Below are 17,323 nucleotides of genomic sequence, written 5' to 3'. Positions count from 1 at the left end.
GTTGTTCCTCTCATCTGTCAGACATTCGTCTGGTGGATGTAGCACCGTGCCTAGTGGTCGGTTGCTGCGGCGTCATCGGGCCAATTCCCTCTGCCAACTCGCGATAAGAGTGTGTTATTCGATTCGGTGAACTTATGTGATGAATATTACGGACTCGACGTCACGATTGTCAACGTCATTTTCTCGACGTAACTCCGTCTTTTTTTGTGCATATATGGAAACAACTTCCCAAAATATTTTTTTTGGAAAAAAAGGAATTGACGACGTGATGATTCTGTGCAAAAATTCAATTAAATTTCACAACTTCAAATCACATTCTTATCAAGAGCAGACGGAGGGACGAGCCCGATGATGTCGCAGCAACCGACCAGAGATGGCACGGTGCTAATTCTTGCAGCGAAAGCTGAGAGATAAGAGTTCATTTTTTATGATGACCTCTTGCCTCGGCATGGGGTCATTTTTTGTTTGCCTGGAAGGAGGAACCATATGAGTATCACTGCCACATATGAAATCAAACGAACGGACGCGGTCGCGACCGTCGCCGACAAAATCGCCCTCGAGCTGACGGTCGGTACTTGGACGGAGCTGCCTCACTTAGAGCAAGAGCAGTTACAGGCGTATCGCGGTGAGGTCGTGTCGACCACACATACGGATACGACGAGCCGCTTCACAATCCGCTACCCGTTACATAATGTCAGCCCTGACTTTTCATCCATCTTGACGACGACGTTCGGGAAACTGTCCCTCGACGATTCGATTCGGTTAATCGATTTGACGTTGCCCGAGACGCTCGCCCCTCATTTCAAAGGCGCCAAGTTCGGGGTCACTGGAATTCGCGAGTTACTCGGTGTTCATGATCGCCCGCTCGTCATGAGCATCTTCAAAGGTGTCATCGGCCGTGACCTCGCGTTTCTCGAGCAGCAACTCCGCGATCAGTTCGCCGGAGGCATCGATATCGTCAAAGACGACGAGATTTTATACGACAACCCGCTCACCCCATCGCTCGAACGGGCCCGGATCGGAGCGGACGTCATTCAAGCCCACTTCGAGGCGACCGGGAAACGTGTCCTCTACGCCATCACGCTGAGCGGCCCCGTGTTCGGTCTACGTGACCAGGCGCTCCGTCTTATCGAGGCAGGTGCGACAGCGCTCCTGTTCAACGTCTATACGTACGGTCTCGACGCACTGCGCGAACTTGCGAACGATTCAGACATACGCGTCCCCATCTTGGCACATCCGGCCTTTGCCGGCGCCTTGACCGGATCAATCAGTCATTCGCTCTTACTCGGTAAACTCCCACGCCTCGCCGGGGCCGATTTAACGCTCTTCCCGTCTCCGTACGGCTCCCTCGCGACACCGCGTGACGAGGCGTTCACGATTCGTGACCAGAGCGCCGAACCGCATTGGTCGAAACCGATTTTACCGGTCCCGTCAGCCGGGATTCATCCAGGACTCGTCGCCGATATCATTCGTGATTTCGGGACGGATGTCGTCATCAACGCCGGCGGTGGCATTCACGGACACCCGGACGGCGCAGCCGCCGGGGCTCGTGCTTTCCGACAAGCGATCGCTCACGTTCTCGGCCAAACCGAAGGACAGACGGACGAGCTCGATACCGCGTTGAAGGCGTGGGCGTCACGATGACGGTCCATATCCTCTGCGACTTCGACGGGACGATCACGGCGGAAGACAATATTATCGCGTTGATGAAGGCGTTCGCCCCGCCGGCTTGGGTCGAGTTGAAAGATGCGGTCCTCGAGCAACGGATTTCGATTCGCTCCGGTGTCGGTCAACTGTTTCAACTATTGCCGAGCGCAGATGCCCCGGCCTACCGTGATTATTTGTTGGAGCGCATCACGCTCCGCCAAGGGTTCCCGGCATTTTTAGAAGAAGTTCGGGCCCATGGCTGGAAGTTTGACGTCGTCAGCGGCGGGATGGACTTCTTCGTGCAGCCGGTCTTGGACGGGCATGTCGCCCCCGAGCATATCTACTGCAACGTCGCCGACTTCTCCGCTGAGACGGTAACCGTCGCTTGGCCACACGCTTGCGATGAACAATGTACGAACGATTGCGGCTGTTGCAAGCCGACGCTCGCTCGTCGCATCGTCAATCCCGCCGACCGCTTGATCGTCATCGGCGACTCAGTGACCGACTTCGAGGTCGCGAAGCGTGCCGACTTCGTCTACGCACGAGGTCAACTCATCACGCTCTGCGAAGCGGCAGGCATCCGTTACGCACCGTTCGAGACGTTTGACGACATCACCCATCACTTGAAGGAGGTGGTCGTATGAGCCTTGCGACACGTTGGCTTGAACTCGCCGACATTAAAGACGAACTCGCCGCCCGCGACTGGTTCCCCGGAACGAGTGGGAATTTGGCGATTCGCGTTTCCGACGATCCGCTCGAATTTCTCGTCACGGCGAGCGGACGCGATAAACGAAAACGAACACCGGAAGACTTTGTTCACGTCGATGCGGCCGGACGCTTGATCGGCGAACAGACAGGAAAACCATCCGCCGAGACGCTGCTCCACGTTGAAGTGTTCAATCGGACGGACGCGACGTGTTCGCTCCATGTCCATACGGTCGACAATAACGTCATCTCCGAGCTCCATGCTGCCACCGGCGAAGTCGTCTTCACCGGCCAAGAGATCATCAAGGCGCTCGGCTACTGGGACGAGGACGCGGTCGTTCGCGTGCCAATCATCGAGAACCATGCGGACATCCCGACGCTCGCGGCCGCCTTCGCCCCTCACATCCACGCAAGCGCCGGTGCCGTTCTCATCCGCAATCATGGTATCACCGTCTGGGGCGAGACCCCGGACGCGGCCAAACGCTATTTAGAGGCTTACGAATTTTTGTTCAGCTATACATTAAAACTACGCGCCCTAGGCGTCCATTCATAAGGAGGAACCAACCATGGCAACTGTCTATTTCCAACAAACCGAAGAGCGTTACGTCGATCAAACTGAAGTGAGTGCCTTTTTAGAGTCTCGCGGGATTCTGTACGAACAGTGGGACATCACAAAGCTCCCGGAAAACCTGCAAGAGAACTATCAGTTGACGGACGAGGACAAACAAGCGATTTTGTCGACGTTCCGTGACGAGATTCGCGACGTGTCGGAGCGACGTGGCTATGAGACGGCAGACGTCATCTCGTTGTCGGATGCGACGCCGAACTTGGACGAACTGCTCGTCAACTTCCAAAAGGAACATCACCACACAGATGACGAGGTCCGCTTCATCGTCAGCGGCCATGGCATCTTCGCCATCGATGACGCCGAACGTGGCTATTTCAACATCGAGCTCAACCCAGGCGACCTCATCTCGGTGCCGGTGAACACACGCCACTACTTCACGCTCCAAGACGACCGCAAAGTCGTCGCCGTCCGGATTTTCGTGACGACCGAAGGCTGGGTGCCGATTTACGAGAAGCAAGACGTGACAGCATGAAAAATGGTCTCTCGCCCAAAGGTGAGAGACCATTTTTTTAATGTTTGGCAGCGGCTGTCGGTTTTGAAGAGAACCAACCCCATACCGCGATACCGACCATGACCGACCAGAAGAACACGGTCCACGCCGTCGAGTGGACGAATCCGTCCGGAAGACCCATGAATTCGAACGGTGTGCCGGCAATCAATTTCTTGAAGCCAGGGTGTTCAAGCACGAGCACCGTCAACTTCACACCGACCCAGCCGACGATGATGAAAGCAGCTGTTTCGAGTGATGGGCGTTGATGCAACAGTTTGACGAAAATTCTAGCAGCGAAACGCATCAAGATGACCCCGATGAGTCCACCTGTCAAGACGACGAAGAACTGACCAGAGTCGATCCCACCGATTTCACCGAGACCGAGTGGCGGCAAGCTGACCGCGAGCGCGACCGCTGCGAGAATCGAATCGACCGCGAAGGCGATGTCGGCAAACTCGACTTTAGCAACCGTCCACCAGAATTCTTTCTTCGTGACCGGCTTCTCTGTGACAGCCGTCTCTTCTTTCGCCTCAGCAGCGAGATCTTGTTTCGGCTCTAGCTTGCGGGCCTTATAGGTCATATACAGATGTCGTGCACTCATTCCGATCAAGTAAAGCGCACCGAGCGCCTGGACTTGCCAGACGTTGATCAAGAATGAGATTAGGAACAATGCGATGAAGCGGAAAACGAACGCTCCAAGCAAGCCGTAAAATAGTGCCTTCTTCTGTTCCGTCCGCGGCAAGTGCTTGACCATAACCGCCAAGACGAGTGCGTTGTCTGCAGAAAGTAGCCCTTCTAGACCGACGAGTACGACAATGATCCAGGCGTACTGCAGGATTAACTGCCAATCCATTAAAACATCCCCTTTTTCTGTTGTGTTCCTTCATATTTAACAGTGATCTATTTTTTAAGTTCACAGGAACATTTTATTCCCGATTTAACACGAAATCAATCTTCTTTTCTTCAATTGCTGAAGTTTTTTTATTTATGAGGACATGCAAAGCACGTTCAAAGCATGTTCAGAGAGCAAAATGGTACCCGGTCGATGTACATTTCGTGATAAAATCCTAACAAGAACGAGTGGCAGTCATTTGCCCTCTCAAAAAAGGAGAATCCGATTATGTCTACAAGCCATGTCGCTTTACCTACTAAAGCAGAACGACATAAATTATTCGGTTCGGTCCCGCCCATCAAAGGCACGAAACCAACTGAAAAAGATAAAATGGTCGATCTACAAAACACACCAAAAAACTTCTTGTTCGCGCTTGACAGCGTCGGCATCTCAAACGTCAAACACCCAGTCAACATCGAGACGCCAGACGGCATCCAAGCGACGGTCGCCACGTTCGAGTTGACGACTTCGCTCGTCCAAGACCGTAAAGGCATCAACATGTCACGTCTGACAGAACAGCTCGACGCGTACCACACGCAAGGCTGGACGTTATCGAACCGCTCGCTCATCGAGTTCGCGCAAGAACTCGCCGAGCGCATGGAACAGACGGAAGGTCAATTGACGGTCCGTTACCCATGGTTCTTCAGCCGGAAAGCCCCGGCCACAGGTCTCAGCGGTCTCATGAATGCGGACGTCATGCACAACGTGACGTACAACCTCGAGACAGGGATGGCAAGCGTGACGGTCGGTCTCGTCATCAACGTGACAACGCTCTGCCCATGCTCGAAAGAAATCAGCGAGTACAGCGCCCACAACCAACGCGGCTACATCACGATTGAAGCCGGTCTCGATGAAGCATCGCTCGACGGTTTCGACTGGCGTCTCGCGCTTCTTGAGGCAGCTGAGTCGAACGCATCGGCCCCGCTTCACCCTGTCTTGAAACGTCCGGATGAGAAGCGTGCCACGGAAATCGCGTACGAGAACCCGCGTTTCGTCGAAGACATGGTCCGCTTGATCGCGGCTGACTTGTATGAAATGAAACAAGTCGTCAACTTCTTCGTCGAATGCCGCAACGAAGAGTCGATTCATCAGCACGATGCGATTGCCTCAATCACATTCGATAAGCGCGATAACTAAAAACGAGTGAAGCCTGTGCGGGCTTCACTCGTTTTTTATAGACTTTGGACGAGCTGAATCGTCAACATCATGACGATGACGATGAGCCAGACAGCCCAGACGAGCCTCCATTTATCGCCATCGACTCGTTTGACGAACGTATAGACGGTCAAATAGAGTGCGATTAATAGCGGGATGACGACCCATGGATTGTCGAGCATCACGCCTCGATATCGCCGTCCCACGCGAGCATGCCGCCTTCGACGTTGACGACCTTATAGCCTTCCGACTCCAAATAGTCGCATGCCGTCACACTGCGGCCGCCTGAGCGGCAGATGACGTGATAAACGTTATCTTTCGCGAGCTTGTCCGTGACGCCAGGAAATTCAGACAGCGGATAGAGCGGCACGTGCGGGATATGGCCCGCGTCGTACTCGTCTTGTTCGCGCACGTCAATGATATGGAGCGTTTCGCCGTTCTCAAGCTTTTCACGTAATTCAGTTGCATGGATGTTTTGCATGGTAGTTCCCCCTTAATAGTGTTGTCCCCTACTAGTTTACCTCAGTTTTCGATCAAGCAAACTCCAATTGATTGTCGTGTTTTCATCACAATAGAAGCCTTCGAGTTCGCACCGCTCGACCACCTGCTCGACCCAAGCTCGGCTGCCACAAATCAACGTGAAATGGCTATCCCAAGGCGGTACGATGAGCCAATCATGTTGATGTCCGAAGAACGTCCGATGCCGCATCCCCCACGTATCGGAGGTTAGCGTCTCCCGAATGTTGATGAGATGCCGTTCCGTGCAGAACTCGTCTCCGCTCCACATCCACTCTTCTCCCATCCCAAGAAGTGCTCGTAACACCTGATTCTCTAAAAGATTCGACAGCTCCCCTTCGCCTGGTGGAAGTACGTTCTCGCGATTGCAAAATTCGATGATTCGATTCGCACCTTCTTGATCTTCGGCGTGCGGTTTCAGCGCCGCAATCATCGTCCGGAGTGCGTGATCGATGCGTTTGATGTCATCGAAATCAAGTCGGCGGCGCATATCTGCCCATGTGATGGCCCGAAATTTCTGTTCGACCTCGTTTTTATCCAACTCGACATAACGGTCAACCGCGGTCGGGTCGTCTTTCGGGACCAGAAACGGATGAAACACGACGAATACTGTTTCGAACACCCCTTTGTAATACGTTTTAATTGGATAATCATCCCCGCCACCGAACATGGCGTACCGATGCCCTTCCGGCAATGTGATGATGCCTTCCTCTTCATCCATTTCCTCGCCCGCTTTTCCAATAGTTTACAATGTGACCACAAAAAAAGCATCCTCCGCTCAGGAAGGATGCTGCGACTTACGCTTCGTTGCGCTCGTCGATGGCTTGTGCCGCTGTGATGAGCGTCAATTTATAGACGTCCTCTTCGTTACAGCCACGCGACAAGTCGTTGACCGGCTTGTTGAGACCTTGAAGGATTGGTCCGATCGCTTCGAATCCGCCGAAACGTTGAACCATCTTGTAGCCAATGTTTCCGGCTTCGAGGCTTGGGAAGACGAAGACGTTCGCATTTCCGGCTACTTCAGAGCCTGGTGCTTTCTTCGCCGCCACGCTCGGTACGAACGCCGCATCGAATTGAAGTTCGCCGTCGATTGGAAGGTTTGGCGCCTTCTCTTTGGCGAGACGTGTCGCTTCGATGACTTTTTCTGTCTCTGGCGACTTCGCTGATCCTTTTGTCGAGAAGCTGAGGAGCGCGACTTGCGGCTCGATGCCGAACGTCTTCGCTGTCAACGCTGACAAGTAGGCGTTCTCGGCGAGGTCAGCCGCATCCGGTGCGATGTTGATGGCGCAGTCCGAGAAGACGTACTGCTCGTCGTCACGTACCATGATGAAGACGCCTGACGTCTTTTTGATGCCTGTTTGCATCTTGATGATTTGAAGGGCCGGACGGACCGTATCGGCAGTCGCATGCATCGCACCTGAGACGAGACCTTCTGCTTTTCCTGTGTGGACGAGCATCGTACCGAAGTAGTTCACGTCTGACGACAACAATTCACGTGCCTGTTCCGGTGTCGCTTTACCTTTGCGGCGCTCAACGAACGATTCGACGAGTGTATCGATGTCTTTGTACGTCGCTGGGTCGTATTGCGTCAAACCTGAGATGTCAAAGCCGTGCTTCGAAGCGACCGCTTCGAGTTCAGCTTTTGGTCCGATGACGATCGGTTCAACCATGCCATCATTTTTCAAACGGACAGCGGCACCGAGGACGCGCTCATCGATCCCTTCTGGGAAGACGATGGTCGGGCGAATCGGGCTGACTTTTTGTTTCAACGTGTCAAATAGTTTCATAGTGAATGAACTCCTTTTCGATTAGAAGAAATCGGATTTTTTCTCTCTCGGACGCTCTCGTCCATATGCGAGTTTTATTATACACAGTACGATTTTTAAAATAAACTATTCTGCCCATTTCGTCATAAATCGCTTGAAATCAATCATTATATGAATAGAACAGTTTACCATTTCCGACTGATACAGCCCATTGTGAAGCCGTTTTCAAAAATCTTGCTCCCTATCTCTTTACCCCGCCCGGAGTGTGACTATCCTCACGGCGGCGTCAAATTTGCCAGACGGTCAAACGTGTATGGTAAAATAGTCAGCGAAGCCTAGTCTCGAAAGGAGTTTTTTTAATGTCAGAACGTCCAGCACCGACAACCGAAACGCAACACGCAGCCGCCACGTTAGACGGTTGGTATACGCTCCATGATTTCCGCTCCATCGATTGGACTCGTTTAAAAGCAGTCGACCCAACCGCCCGTCAAGAGATGATTGACGAGTTCGTCGCCTTCCTCGGCTCACTCGAAGAGGTCGAGACACGCGGTGAAGGAAGCCATGCCTTTTACTCGATCCTTGGTCAAAAGGCGGACGTCGTCTTGATGGTCCTTCGTCCGACGTTCAAAGAGCTCGAGCAAGTCGAACTCGCTCTTCGGAAGACGAAATTGTACGATTACATGATTCCAAGCTATTCATACGTGTCTGTCATCGAACTCGGCATGTACCGAGGTTCTGGAGACGGTGACCCGTACGAGAACCCTCACATTCGGGCCCGCCTCTATCCGACACTCCCGAAAGCGGCCCACATCTGCTTCTACCCGATGAGCAAGGCTCGTCGCGACGGGGACAACTGGTACACGTTGTCGATGGATGAGCGCAAAGACCTCATGTATCGCCACAGCATGATCGGCCGCAGCTACGCCGGCAAGATTCAACAGTTCATCGGCGGTTCGACCGGTTTTGACGGTTGGGAGTGGGGCGTCACCTTGTTTGCGGAAGACTCGCTCCAATTCAAAAAGATCGTCTATGAGATGCGTTTTGATGAAGTCAGTGCCAAATATGGCGAGTTCGGCGACTTTTATGTCGGGAACATCCTTCCAAAAGAAGAACTCGGCACATTCCTCGGGTAATCGAGGTTTACGCTATCATGCCCTCGGGAATCATTGTTGTAGAAGCAACATAACAATGATCAATGAGGTGAACAACGATGCGCGTGTTCAAGGAATCAGATCGAGACACTGCGAAACGTTTAGATTCGTTCATCGAACGAATGGCACCGACAGCAGAACTAGTCCAACTTCGATTTGAACAACAATTACAACATACACAGCGAAAGGGTCAGGCAAAAGCCTGACCCTTTCTTCTGTCTTTATTTCGTCGTGACCGCCAAGGCGTCCCCAAGGAACGTCGCAAGTTCGAGCATACCGTACTGCCCCGCTTTCGCTTCGGCGTCAGAATTATAGTTCGTGTTCGTGTTGACGTCATACGCGTAGACGTTCCCGTCCGCGTCTTCGATGATTTCAATCCCGGCGACCGCAATCTCGTTCTTCTGGAGGAACGTTTCCAACTGTTCGATGATTGGGTCATTGAATCCTTCGACGATTTCAAACTTCGCCGGTGGTGTCTCGCCGACCGGGCAAAACTGGTCTTCAATCGAGCAGGCGTCGGCCGGACAGAGTTCGAAACCGTCTGACGTATCGACACGCACCGCGTAAACGAATTTACCACCGATGAACTCACAGCGTGTGATGTACGGTTTGGGCGCCTCGATATATTGTTGGATGAGCGTTATCCCGTCAATCGATTCCTCGAACGTCGGACCCTCGACGTATGCCTTCAACGCATCGATCGAATGGAACAGTTGAACACCGAGTCCTTTGCCGGCTCGGTTATGTTTCGTGATGAACGGCGTCATCCCGAGCTTCTCGGCCGCCTCGATGATTTGCTTCTTCCCGACGGCTGCCACTGTCTTCGGTACACGAATGCCTTCTCGTTGAAGCGCCGTATACTGATTGACCTTGCTCACTTCGAGCCGAATCGCCCGCGTCCCGTTGAAGACGGTCCGTCCGTTCGCTTCGAGCCATGCGAGCACCCCTTCCGTCAGTTCCGGCGCGTAGCGGTGACCCCGCGTATGCGACGACGCGCTCATCCGGTTGTAAAACACACCTTCCGGCGGTTCGCTCGCCAAGTCGATCGTCCCTTGATCGAGGTGCCACAGTTCATACGGCAATGATAATTCTTCGAGTCGTCGGACGAGATGGTTCGTCCATTCGTTGTTTTCATGGAGCACGTGAATTTTAGTCATGTGAATCCCCCTTTTTGATGCCCCTACTGTACCACATCTATATCCGATTATTCCAATGTGCATAATTCTCGATGCGTCATTTCTTAATTCATAACCATTTCATGGTATAATGAACTTAATAATACATGTAAATATCAACGTGAAAAAGGAAGTGATGTGTTTGACCGCACCGATTTTGAGTACTGATATTTTGATTCTATTATTCGGTCTGCTACTTGTCGCCGGCGTGTTGGCCACTCGCGTATCGACGCGTTTCGGCTTACCTGCCCTGATTTTGTTTATGGGCATCGGCATGCTGATGGGCAGCGATATTACTGGGCTGATTTTCTTCGATGACACCAACCTCGCTCAAATGATTGGGGTCGCGGCCCTCGTCGTCATCTTGTTCGAAGGTGGCTTACAGACGAAATGGTCGTCAATCCGGAGCGTGCTCGCCCCGTCCGCTTCACTCGCCACGATTGGCGTGCTGTTGACGACCGGGCTCATCGCTGTGGCCGTTCGTTTCGTATTTGGCTTCGACTGGGTGGAATCTTTCCTATTTGGCGCCATTATCGGCTCTACTGACGCGGCTGCTGTTTTCGCCGCCTTCAAAGGAAAGAATATCTCACCGAAAGTTGGTTCGACACTCGAAGCCGAGTCCGGCACGAATGACCCGATGGCGATGTTCTTGACGATTCTCGCCCTCGACTTCATGTTAAAACCCGACACGACGATTTGGGACGGTATTTGGATGTTCATCCTGCAAATCATTGTCGGCGCGTTCGTCGGTTACATGCTCGGAAACTTGTCCCGACTCATGCTTAACCATTTGCGTCTCGAGTCGAGTGGTCTGCATGCTGTCCTCATGATTTCGATGGCCTTTATGACGTATGGGGTCGCTGCTTACTTTGCCGGTAGCGGACTACTTGCCGTCTATCTCGCCGCGATGATTGTTGGGAATGCGCACACGGCCCATGAAGTGACAATCGTTCAATTCTCTGAGGCTTTGGCCTGGATCATGCAAATCATCATGTTCGTCATCCTCGGTCTGCTTGTCTTCCCGAGACAGTTGCTTGACCCCGAGCTCATCTGGAAAGGGTTATTGATTTCATTCATCCTGATGTTCATCGCCCGGCCGATTGCCGTCTATTTATCGACAATCAAGATGCAGTTTACCCACAAAGAAAAACTGTTTATCTCGTGGGCCGGACTGAAAGGCGCCGTGCCGATTGTCCTCGCTACGTTCCCGCTCATCGCAGGCATCGACAACGCCCAATTGATTTTCAACGCCGTCTTCTTCGTCGTCGTGACGAGTGCCTTGATTCAAGGAACGACATTAACACCGCTCGCGGCGAAACTCGATTTGCTCGGACCGGATAAAATTCGATCGCCCTATACGATCGCACTCGTCTCGAGCAAGCAATCGCAACATCAGCTCGTCCCTTACGTGGCGACCGAAGAATCATCAATGATTGGAAAAACGCTCGCCGATATCACCTTGCCACCGAACACGGTCGTGAATGCAATCGTCCGTCAAGACTATCTCATCCCGCCGACGGGCCAGACGAAAATCGAGCCAGGCGACTTGTTATACGTCCTCGCCTCGACGTATCGCCACGACCAACTCGACCGCAAGTTCGGGGAAGACGGGTTAGAGCGCGTCGAATTGTGACCCTCTTTTCTTCATTGAACTGTCACGTCGATTACGTTTATCCTTAGCTAAAAACGGACAGAGTAAAAGTGACAACACTTCTACTCTGTCCGTTTTTTAAAGGGGGAATTTGTATGTTCGATTTGACGCCATTCCGGAAGAATGAGCTCGAGCGATTGCGCAAAGATTTGTTCGGCGACGTCTTTGATCGGATGAATCAACTGTTCGATCCGAAAGACGGCGCGACGTCGTTCCTCGACTCGTTCAAACTCGACGTCCGGGACCAGGACGGCCAATACGTCATCGAGGCCGAGATGCCAGGTATCAAAAAAGATAACATTCACATCCGCTACGACAAAGACTATCTCATCCTCTCGGTCGACCAACGTGAAGAGAGGGAAGAAGACAAAGACTACGTCTATCGGGAACGCCGCGTCACATCGATGCAACGTTCACTCTATCTACCGAACGTGAAAGAAGATGCCATCAAAGCGAAACTGTCAGACGGCGTGCTCCACTTGACCGTACCGAAAGCCGATGACGGCTCGAGCACCCGCACCATTGAAATCGAAGAATAAATAAGGATCGTGCCGAGGCACGACCCTTATTTTTTTGCGTTGACCGTCCGCGCCGATGCAATCAACGTGGCCACGTCCTGTTCACGTCCCGCATGGAGCGCCTCGACGATGAAACTACCGACGACGACCCCGTCACAGGCTGACCCGAGCGTCCGGACCTGATCGGTGCGATGGACACCAAAACCGGCGAGCACCGGTACCGGCGACCGTGCCGTCAACGAACGCAAGTGCTCGAGTAACTCATCCGGGAACACGTCCGTCTTCCCGGTCGTCCCTTTGAGCGTCACCGCATAGACGAATCCTTCCGCCTGATCCAGAATCGTGTCGATGCGGGTCTGACTGCTCGTCAACGTGACGAGCGGTACGACCGCGACTCCGTGACGATCGATGCCAGCGAACAAATCGAGGCTCTCTTCAAACGGCAAATCGGGAATGATGACGCCGCTGACCCCAGACGCTGCCGTCCGCTCGAAGAAACGCTCGACCCCGAACCGGAACACCGGATTCAAGTAAGTCATCAAGACGATCGGCACCGAAAAACGACCCGTTCCTTCTATTAAACGGTCCAACACGTCCGTCAACGTCACACCTTGTTCGAGGGCGCGCATTCCAGCCGCCTCGATGATGGGACCGTCTGCCACCGGATCCGAGAATGGAATTCCGAGTTCGATGGCCGTCGCTCCCATCGCTTCTAGCCGTTCAATCGTCGGAATCAAGTGATCGAGTCCGCCGTCCCCGGCCATGATGTACGGGACGAACGCCGTCCCTTCACTTCGCTGTCGAATCGCTTCATCTAATCTCATCATTGAGTCACCCTTTCTCGAATCGTATGAACATCCTTATCCCCGCGACCAGATAGACAGATGACGAGCACGTCGTCCTCGTCCATCGTTTGGGCGAGCGTTTCCGCATAAGCGAGCGCATGCGATGACTCAAGTGCCGGAATAATCCCTTCTTGGCGGCTGAGCGACATGCAGGCTGCGAGTGCGTCCTCGTCCGTGACCGCCGCGTAGCGGACCCGTTCGATATCTTTCAAGAAGCTGTGTTCTGGTCCGACACCCGGATAATCGAGTCCGGCCGAAATCGAGTGGGCTTCCTGGATTTGCCCGGCTGCGTCCTGGAGCACGTACATGAGCGACCCGTGAAGCACCCCGACCTCGCCCTTCGTGAGCGTTGCCGCATGCTTGTCCGTGTCGACACCGCTCCCTGCTGCCTCGACACCGTATAAGGCGACTGTTTCGTCATTCAAGAACGGATAGAACATGCCCATCGCATTGCTACCGCCGCCGACACAGGCAACGACCGCGTCAGGGAGACGACCTGTCTTCTCGAGCACTTGACGACGTGTCTCTGTCCCGATAACGCTTTGGAAATCGCGGACCATCGTCGGGAACGGGTGCGGTCCGAGCACCGACCCCATCACGTAATGCGTGTCATCGACATGTTTGACCCAGTAACGGAGCGCCTCGTTGACGGCATCTTTTAACGTTCGACTCCCCGACTTAACGGGAACGACTTTCGCACCGAGTAACTCCATTCGAAATACGTTCAATTCTTGACGTTCGACGTCGACCTCACCCATGAAAATCGTACATTCGAGATTGAGCAGCGCACATACCGTCGCCGTAGCGACTCCGTGCTGTCCGGCGCCTGTTTCGGCGACGACTTTTTGTTTGCCCATTCGTTTGGCGAGGAGCGCCTGGCCGATCGTGTTGTTGATTTTGTGGGCACCGGTATGGTTCAAATCTTCTCGTTTTAAATAGACATTCGTCCCGAGGCGGCGGCTCATGTTCTCCGCATAATAGAGTGGCGTTTCTCGACCGACGTATTCGCTGAGGAGATCGTTGAAGCGTTCCTGGAATTCAGGGTCTTGTTTCGCTTCCTCGTAAGCCACTTCGAGCTCTTCGACTGCTTGCATGAGCGTCTCAGGGATATATTTTCCGCCATATGGTCCAAACTTTCCGTTCACTGGTTGTGTATACATTGTGTTTCCTCCTTGGCGCGTCGGATGAACGCGCGAATCTTATCGTGATCTTTCTGTCCATTCGTCTCCACACCACTTGAGACATCGACGCCGTCCGGTCGCATGGCGCGAATCGCCGCACCGACATTGTCGACATTCAATCCACCGGCGAGCCAAAACGTCTGCTCCGGCCGTTCGAGCGTCGCCCAATCGAGCGCCTGCCCACTGCCCGGTGTCGGTGCGTCGAGAAGAATGACGTCGGCCTCAGACTGGTGATCCGCTTCGATGATCGGGAGACCGAACTGACGGAACGTTTCAAGCGGCCGCGTCCGGCGGTGCAATTGAATGTCGGTCAACCCGCAAGCGACGGCAGCTTCGACCTCTTTGATTGTTGGATCGAGAAATACGCCGACGACTCGGACATCTTCCGGGATGAACCCCCGAAGCCGTTGCGCCGTCGCGATGTCGATTTGGCGCGAACTGTTCGCAAAGACGAATCCGATAGCGTCCGCTCCGGCCTCGATCGCCGTCGCGACACTCGCTTCCGTCGTCAATCCACATATTTTAACGAACATGATGTCAACTCCTCAATCAAGGCTGTCGGGTCGTCCTGTCGCATGAGCGCCTCCCCGACGAGAATCGCTCGGGCCCCGGCCGTCTGTAACCGACGGGCCGCCTCGCCTGTGCTGACGCCGCTCTCGCTGACGAACGCGACATCTGGATACTTCTTCATCAAGTCGACCGACGTGTCGAGCGAGACCTCGAACGTCTTCAAGTTTCGATTGTTGATGCCAATCAACACATCGCCCAGTTCGAGCGCCGTCTGGAGCTCGGCCTCATCATGAACTTCGACAAGCACGTCGAGGCCGATGGACCGCGCATACTGTTTTAACGTATGAAGCCGGCTCGGATGGAGCGCAGCAACAATCAATAGTGCCGCACTCGCTCCAGCTTCCTTCGCCCGGTCGAGCTGTCGTTCATCGATGATAAAGTCTTTGCAGAGGACTGGGATCTCAACAGCGGCCGCGACATCACGCAAGTCGTTGAACGAACCGTTGAAGTAGGTCGTATCCGTCAAAACGGAAATCATTGTCGCCCCTGCCTGTTCATACGTGCGGGCCCGGCTCACGACGTCCACTTCTTGGCGAATCACTCCTTTTGACGGGGAGGACCGCTTAATTTCGGCGATGACATGAAAGCCGTCCTTCATTAAAAGCGGTAATGAGATGGCTGTCGTCCGCGTCACCTCGATGTCTTCCATCTGATTGACCTCTTCAATTTTCGTTCCGATGATTTTCGTCAAGTAGCTCATGCGCCAACCTCCGTTCGTTGTAATTGTTTGAGCACGCGGATGGCGTGCCCTTCATCAATGCTTGCCGTTGCCACCGCGACACCTTCACGAAGCGTCTGGACCGTCCCATATGTGCAGAGGGCGAGCGCGGCGTTCAATAAGACGACGTCTCGCGCCGGTCCCTGCTCTCCGTTCAAGACGGCCAGGAGCGTCGCCGCATTCTCAGCTGGTGTCCCGCCTTGCAAGGCCGACAGCGGAGCTCGCATCAATCCGACGTCGCGCGGGTCGACGGTGTAACGGGCCACTTTGTCGCCGTTGAAGAACAAGACGTCATTTCTTCCAGCGAGACTCGCTTCATCCAGCCCGCCCGCCCCATGGACGACCATTCCGCGCTCGACGCCGAGGTGGCGCATCGCCGTCGCCATCTTCTCGATGAGCGATGGATGGTACACGCCGATCAATTGCCGCTTCGGCTTGAGCGGGTTCGTCAACGGGCCGATTTGATTGAAGATGGTCGCCGTTGCGAGTCGTTTCCGGACCGGCATGACGTGTTTCATGACCGGATGGATGTGTTGGGCGAACAAGAAACTCAAGTTCGTCCGCTCAAGGTCGGCGAGCATCGCCTCATGACTTTGGACGATCGGGATATTCAATGACTCGAGGACGTCGGCACTGCCTGACCGGCTCGACACGCTGCGATTCCCATGTTTGGCGACCGGGATGTCGAGCCCCGCCAAGACGAACGCGACCGTCGAGCTGATGTTGAACGTGTTCGCCCCGTCACCGCCTGTGCCACAGACGTCGAGCACAGGGAGCGTCGTCTCGGGGAACGTTGCCGCCTCACGAATATAGTCAGCGAGTCCGGCCATCTCCTCAGCCGTCTCACCGCGCGCTTTCATCGCGAGTAACACCTCGGCGATTTGCGCTTCATCGGCTTGGAACAGCTCGGCCGCTGCCAGTTTCATTTCATTCGTCGTCAATGGGTTCGTCAATAGTCGTGTTAACATGTCCGTTCCTCCTCAAGCATTTTGGGTATAAAAAAACTCCATACGACGTCTGTCGTATGGAGGACGGTATGGACCGCGGTGCCACCTCTCGTTGGATCGATTGATCCCACTTTCCGATGCTATCACATCGTATCCCGATAACGGAGGAAACCGTCATGACCTACTTGGTTCAGCCATGCTCTCATGAGCCCATTCACGTGATGGCCTCGGCCGGGATCCCACCACCCCCGGCTCTCTGAACGAGACTTGTTCACGCTACTCTTCTCAATCACTGATTTATGATGTGTTGAAACGAAAAAGGGTTACCCTCCCGACTCATAGCTTGCGCTATGAGAAGGACGAGTAACCCCGTGGTGCCACCTTCGTTGGTTCCGTAGAACCCACTTCACGGACAAACATCCGCTTTCCCATGGTAACGGTGGGTGACCCGCTAAAGCCTACTAAAAGTTTCGGTTTAGAGCTCGGAAGTCCATTCGCGACGTCCCGCATACTGATTCACACCAACCATCAGCTCTCTGTCATACGGGGACCGTCGTTACTTCTCTTCGTCGACGCCTTTATTCGTTTCAATTAAGTTAACTCGTACTATACAGGTCGAGAAACCTCCTGTCAAACAAAAGCATGTAAAAAAACTTTGCTTCTATAGGTGCGGCCGAATCGATACCGTCTTTTGCGATTTCGCGAGTTGACACTTGATTTTTTTGTCTGCTATAGTCGTCCCCAACAACACTTCACTCAACTAAAGGA

General features: G+C 53.7%; 19 protein-coding genes, 2 riboswitches and 2 other annotated features. Of the genes, 8 read left to right on the top strand and 11 right to left on the bottom strand.

What is annotated here, in order from left to right:
- Positions 1 to 7: 7 nt before the first annotated feature.
- Positions 8 to 110: riboswitch (SAM riboswitch) on the bottom strand.
- Between the two features lie 205 nt (positions 111 to 315).
- A riboswitch (SAM riboswitch) is annotated at positions 316 to 417 on the top strand.
- A gap of 69 nt (positions 418 to 486) precedes the next feature.
- From M467_RS20465 to M467_RS20450, 4 genes are read left to right on the top strand one after another with little or no spacing between them, the layout of a single operon-like run.
- Complete coding sequence (locus M467_RS20465; protein WP_021066017.1) at positions 487 to 1,644, top strand: 2,3-diketo-5-methylthiopentyl-1-phosphate enolase; 1,158 nt, start codon at positions 487 to 489, stop codon at positions 1,642 to 1,644.
- Entirely contained in the window at positions 1,641 to 2,291 is a 651-nt protein-coding gene (locus M467_RS20460; RefSeq protein WP_021066016.1) for a 2-hydroxy-3-keto-5-methylthiopentenyl-1-phosphate phosphatase, read from the top strand. Before M467_RS20465 ends, M467_RS20460 begins: the two co-directional genes overlap by 4 nt.
- Positions 2,288 to 2,905, top strand: coding sequence for a methylthioribulose 1-phosphate dehydratase (locus M467_RS20455; protein WP_021066015.1), 618 nt, complete (start codon positions 2,288 to 2,290; stop codon positions 2,903 to 2,905). Before M467_RS20460 ends, M467_RS20455 begins: the two co-directional genes overlap by 4 nt.
- Positions 2,906 to 2,918: 13 nt before the next feature.
- A complete protein-coding gene (locus tag M467_RS20450; RefSeq protein ID WP_021066014.1) occupies positions 2,919 to 3,452 on the top strand; it encodes a 1,2-dihydroxy-3-keto-5-methylthiopentene dioxygenase in 534 nt (177 codons plus the stop codon).
- Positions 3,453 to 3,489: 37 nt separating this feature from the next.
- On the opposite strand, the gene M467_RS20445 is transcribed toward M467_RS20450, so the two are convergent.
- Positions 3,490 to 4,323 (bottom strand): TerC family protein, encoded by an 834-nt coding sequence (locus tag M467_RS20445; RefSeq protein ID WP_021066013.1) that lies wholly within the window; start codon positions 4,321 to 4,323, stop codon positions 3,490 to 3,492.
- Positions 4,324 to 4,590: 267 nt separating this feature from the next.
- Between M467_RS20445 and folE2 the strand changes: the two genes are divergently transcribed.
- Complete coding sequence (gene folE2 / locus M467_RS20440; RefSeq protein WP_021066012.1) at positions 4,591 to 5,499, top strand: GTP cyclohydrolase FolE2; 909 nt, start codon at positions 4,591 to 4,593, stop codon at positions 5,497 to 5,499.
- Between the two features lie 35 nt (positions 5,500 to 5,534).
- On the opposite strand, the gene M467_RS31690 is transcribed toward folE2, so the two are convergent.
- From M467_RS31690 to pta, 4 genes are all read right to left on the bottom strand, one after another.
- A complete protein-coding gene (locus tag M467_RS31690) occupies positions 5,535 to 5,723 on the bottom strand; it encodes a hypothetical protein (protein WP_138858686.1) in 189 nt (62 codons plus the stop codon).
- The gene (locus M467_RS20430; protein WP_021066010.1) at positions 5,699 to 5,998 is read right to left on the bottom strand and encodes a rhodanese-like domain-containing protein; all 300 of its coding nucleotides are present in this window, start codon (positions 5,996 to 5,998) and stop codon (positions 5,699 to 5,701) included. The genes M467_RS31690 and M467_RS20430 overlap by 25 nt, the downstream gene beginning before the upstream one ends.
- A 36-nt stretch (positions 5,999 to 6,034) precedes the next feature.
- Positions 6,035 to 6,754 (bottom strand): DUF2711 family protein, encoded by a 720-nt coding sequence (locus tag M467_RS20425; RefSeq protein ID WP_021066009.1) that lies wholly within the window; start codon positions 6,752 to 6,754, stop codon positions 6,035 to 6,037.
- A 76-nt stretch (positions 6,755 to 6,830) separates the two neighbouring features.
- Positions 6,831 to 7,820, bottom strand: coding sequence for a phosphate acetyltransferase (gene pta / locus M467_RS20420; RefSeq protein ID WP_021066008.1), 990 nt, complete (start codon positions 7,818 to 7,820; stop codon positions 6,831 to 6,833).
- A gap of 338 nt (positions 7,821 to 8,158) precedes the next feature.
- Between pta and hemQ the strand changes: the two genes are divergently transcribed.
- Positions 8,159 to 8,932 (top strand): hydrogen peroxide-dependent heme synthase, encoded by a 774-nt coding sequence (gene hemQ / locus M467_RS20415; protein ID WP_021066007.1) that lies wholly within the window; start codon positions 8,159 to 8,161, stop codon positions 8,930 to 8,932.
- Positions 8,933 to 9,171: 239 nt separating this feature from the next.
- Here the strand turns inward: hemQ and M467_RS20410 are convergent, their stop codons facing one another.
- Positions 9,172 to 10,107 (bottom strand): ATP-grasp domain-containing protein, encoded by a 936-nt coding sequence (locus M467_RS20410; RefSeq protein WP_021066005.1) that lies wholly within the window; start codon positions 10,105 to 10,107, stop codon positions 9,172 to 9,174.
- Between the two features lie 154 nt (positions 10,108 to 10,261).
- Between M467_RS20410 and M467_RS20405 the strand changes: the two genes are divergently transcribed.
- On the top strand, positions 10,262 to 11,758 hold the full coding sequence (locus M467_RS20405) for a potassium/proton antiporter (protein WP_031199977.1): 1,497 nt from the start codon (positions 10,262 to 10,264) through the stop codon (positions 11,756 to 11,758).
- Positions 11,759 to 11,871: 113 nt separating this feature from the next.
- Positions 11,872 to 12,315, top strand: a complete 444-nt coding sequence (locus M467_RS20400) for an Hsp20/alpha crystallin family protein (RefSeq protein ID WP_021066003.1) — start codon at positions 11,872 to 11,874, stop codon at positions 12,313 to 12,315.
- Between the two features lie 26 nt (positions 12,316 to 12,341).
- Here the strand turns inward: M467_RS20400 and trpA are convergent, their stop codons facing one another.
- Genes trpA through trpD form a run of 5 tightly spaced genes read right to left on the bottom strand, consistent with a single transcriptional unit; the run spans position 12,342 to position 16,576 of the window.
- On the bottom strand, positions 12,342 to 13,118 hold the full coding sequence (trpA, locus tag M467_RS20395; protein ID WP_021066002.1) for a tryptophan synthase subunit alpha: 777 nt from the start codon (positions 13,116 to 13,118) through the stop codon (positions 12,342 to 12,344).
- On the bottom strand, positions 13,118 to 14,299 hold the full coding sequence (trpB, locus tag M467_RS20390) for a tryptophan synthase subunit beta (protein ID WP_021066001.1): 1,182 nt from the start codon (positions 14,297 to 14,299) through the stop codon (positions 13,118 to 13,120). The genes trpA and trpB overlap by 1 nt, the downstream gene beginning before the upstream one ends.
- Positions 14,281 to 14,853: a phosphoribosylanthranilate isomerase gene (locus M467_RS20385; RefSeq protein WP_021066000.1), complete on the bottom strand. Its 573-nt coding sequence runs from the start codon at positions 14,851 to 14,853 to the stop codon at positions 14,281 to 14,283. Before M467_RS20385 ends, trpB begins: the two co-directional genes overlap by 19 nt.
- Entirely contained in the window at positions 14,829 to 15,590 is a 762-nt protein-coding gene (gene trpC / locus M467_RS20380) for an indole-3-glycerol phosphate synthase TrpC (RefSeq protein WP_021065999.1), read from the bottom strand. The genes M467_RS20385 and trpC overlap by 25 nt, the downstream gene beginning before the upstream one ends.
- Positions 15,587 to 16,576, bottom strand: a complete 990-nt coding sequence (trpD, locus tag M467_RS20375) for an anthranilate phosphoribosyltransferase (protein WP_021065998.1) — start codon at positions 16,574 to 16,576, stop codon at positions 15,587 to 15,589. Before trpD ends, trpC begins: the two co-directional genes overlap by 4 nt.
- 56 nt (positions 16,577 to 16,632) lie before the next feature.
- Positions 16,633 to 16,857 (bottom strand) — a binding site (T-box leader).
- Between the two features lie 50 nt (positions 16,858 to 16,907).
- Positions 16,908 to 17,137: a binding site (T-box leader), on the bottom strand.
- Positions 17,138 to 17,323: the final 186 nt, after the last annotated feature.

Source organism: Exiguobacterium chiriqhucha RW-2 (assembly GCF_000416965.1).
GTDB classification, from domain to species: Bacteria; Bacillota; Bacilli; order Exiguobacteriales; family Exiguobacteriaceae; genus Exiguobacterium; species Exiguobacterium chiriqhucha.
Note: the sequence above shows the minus strand (reverse complement) of the source record. Positions and strands in the feature narration are given on the sequence as shown.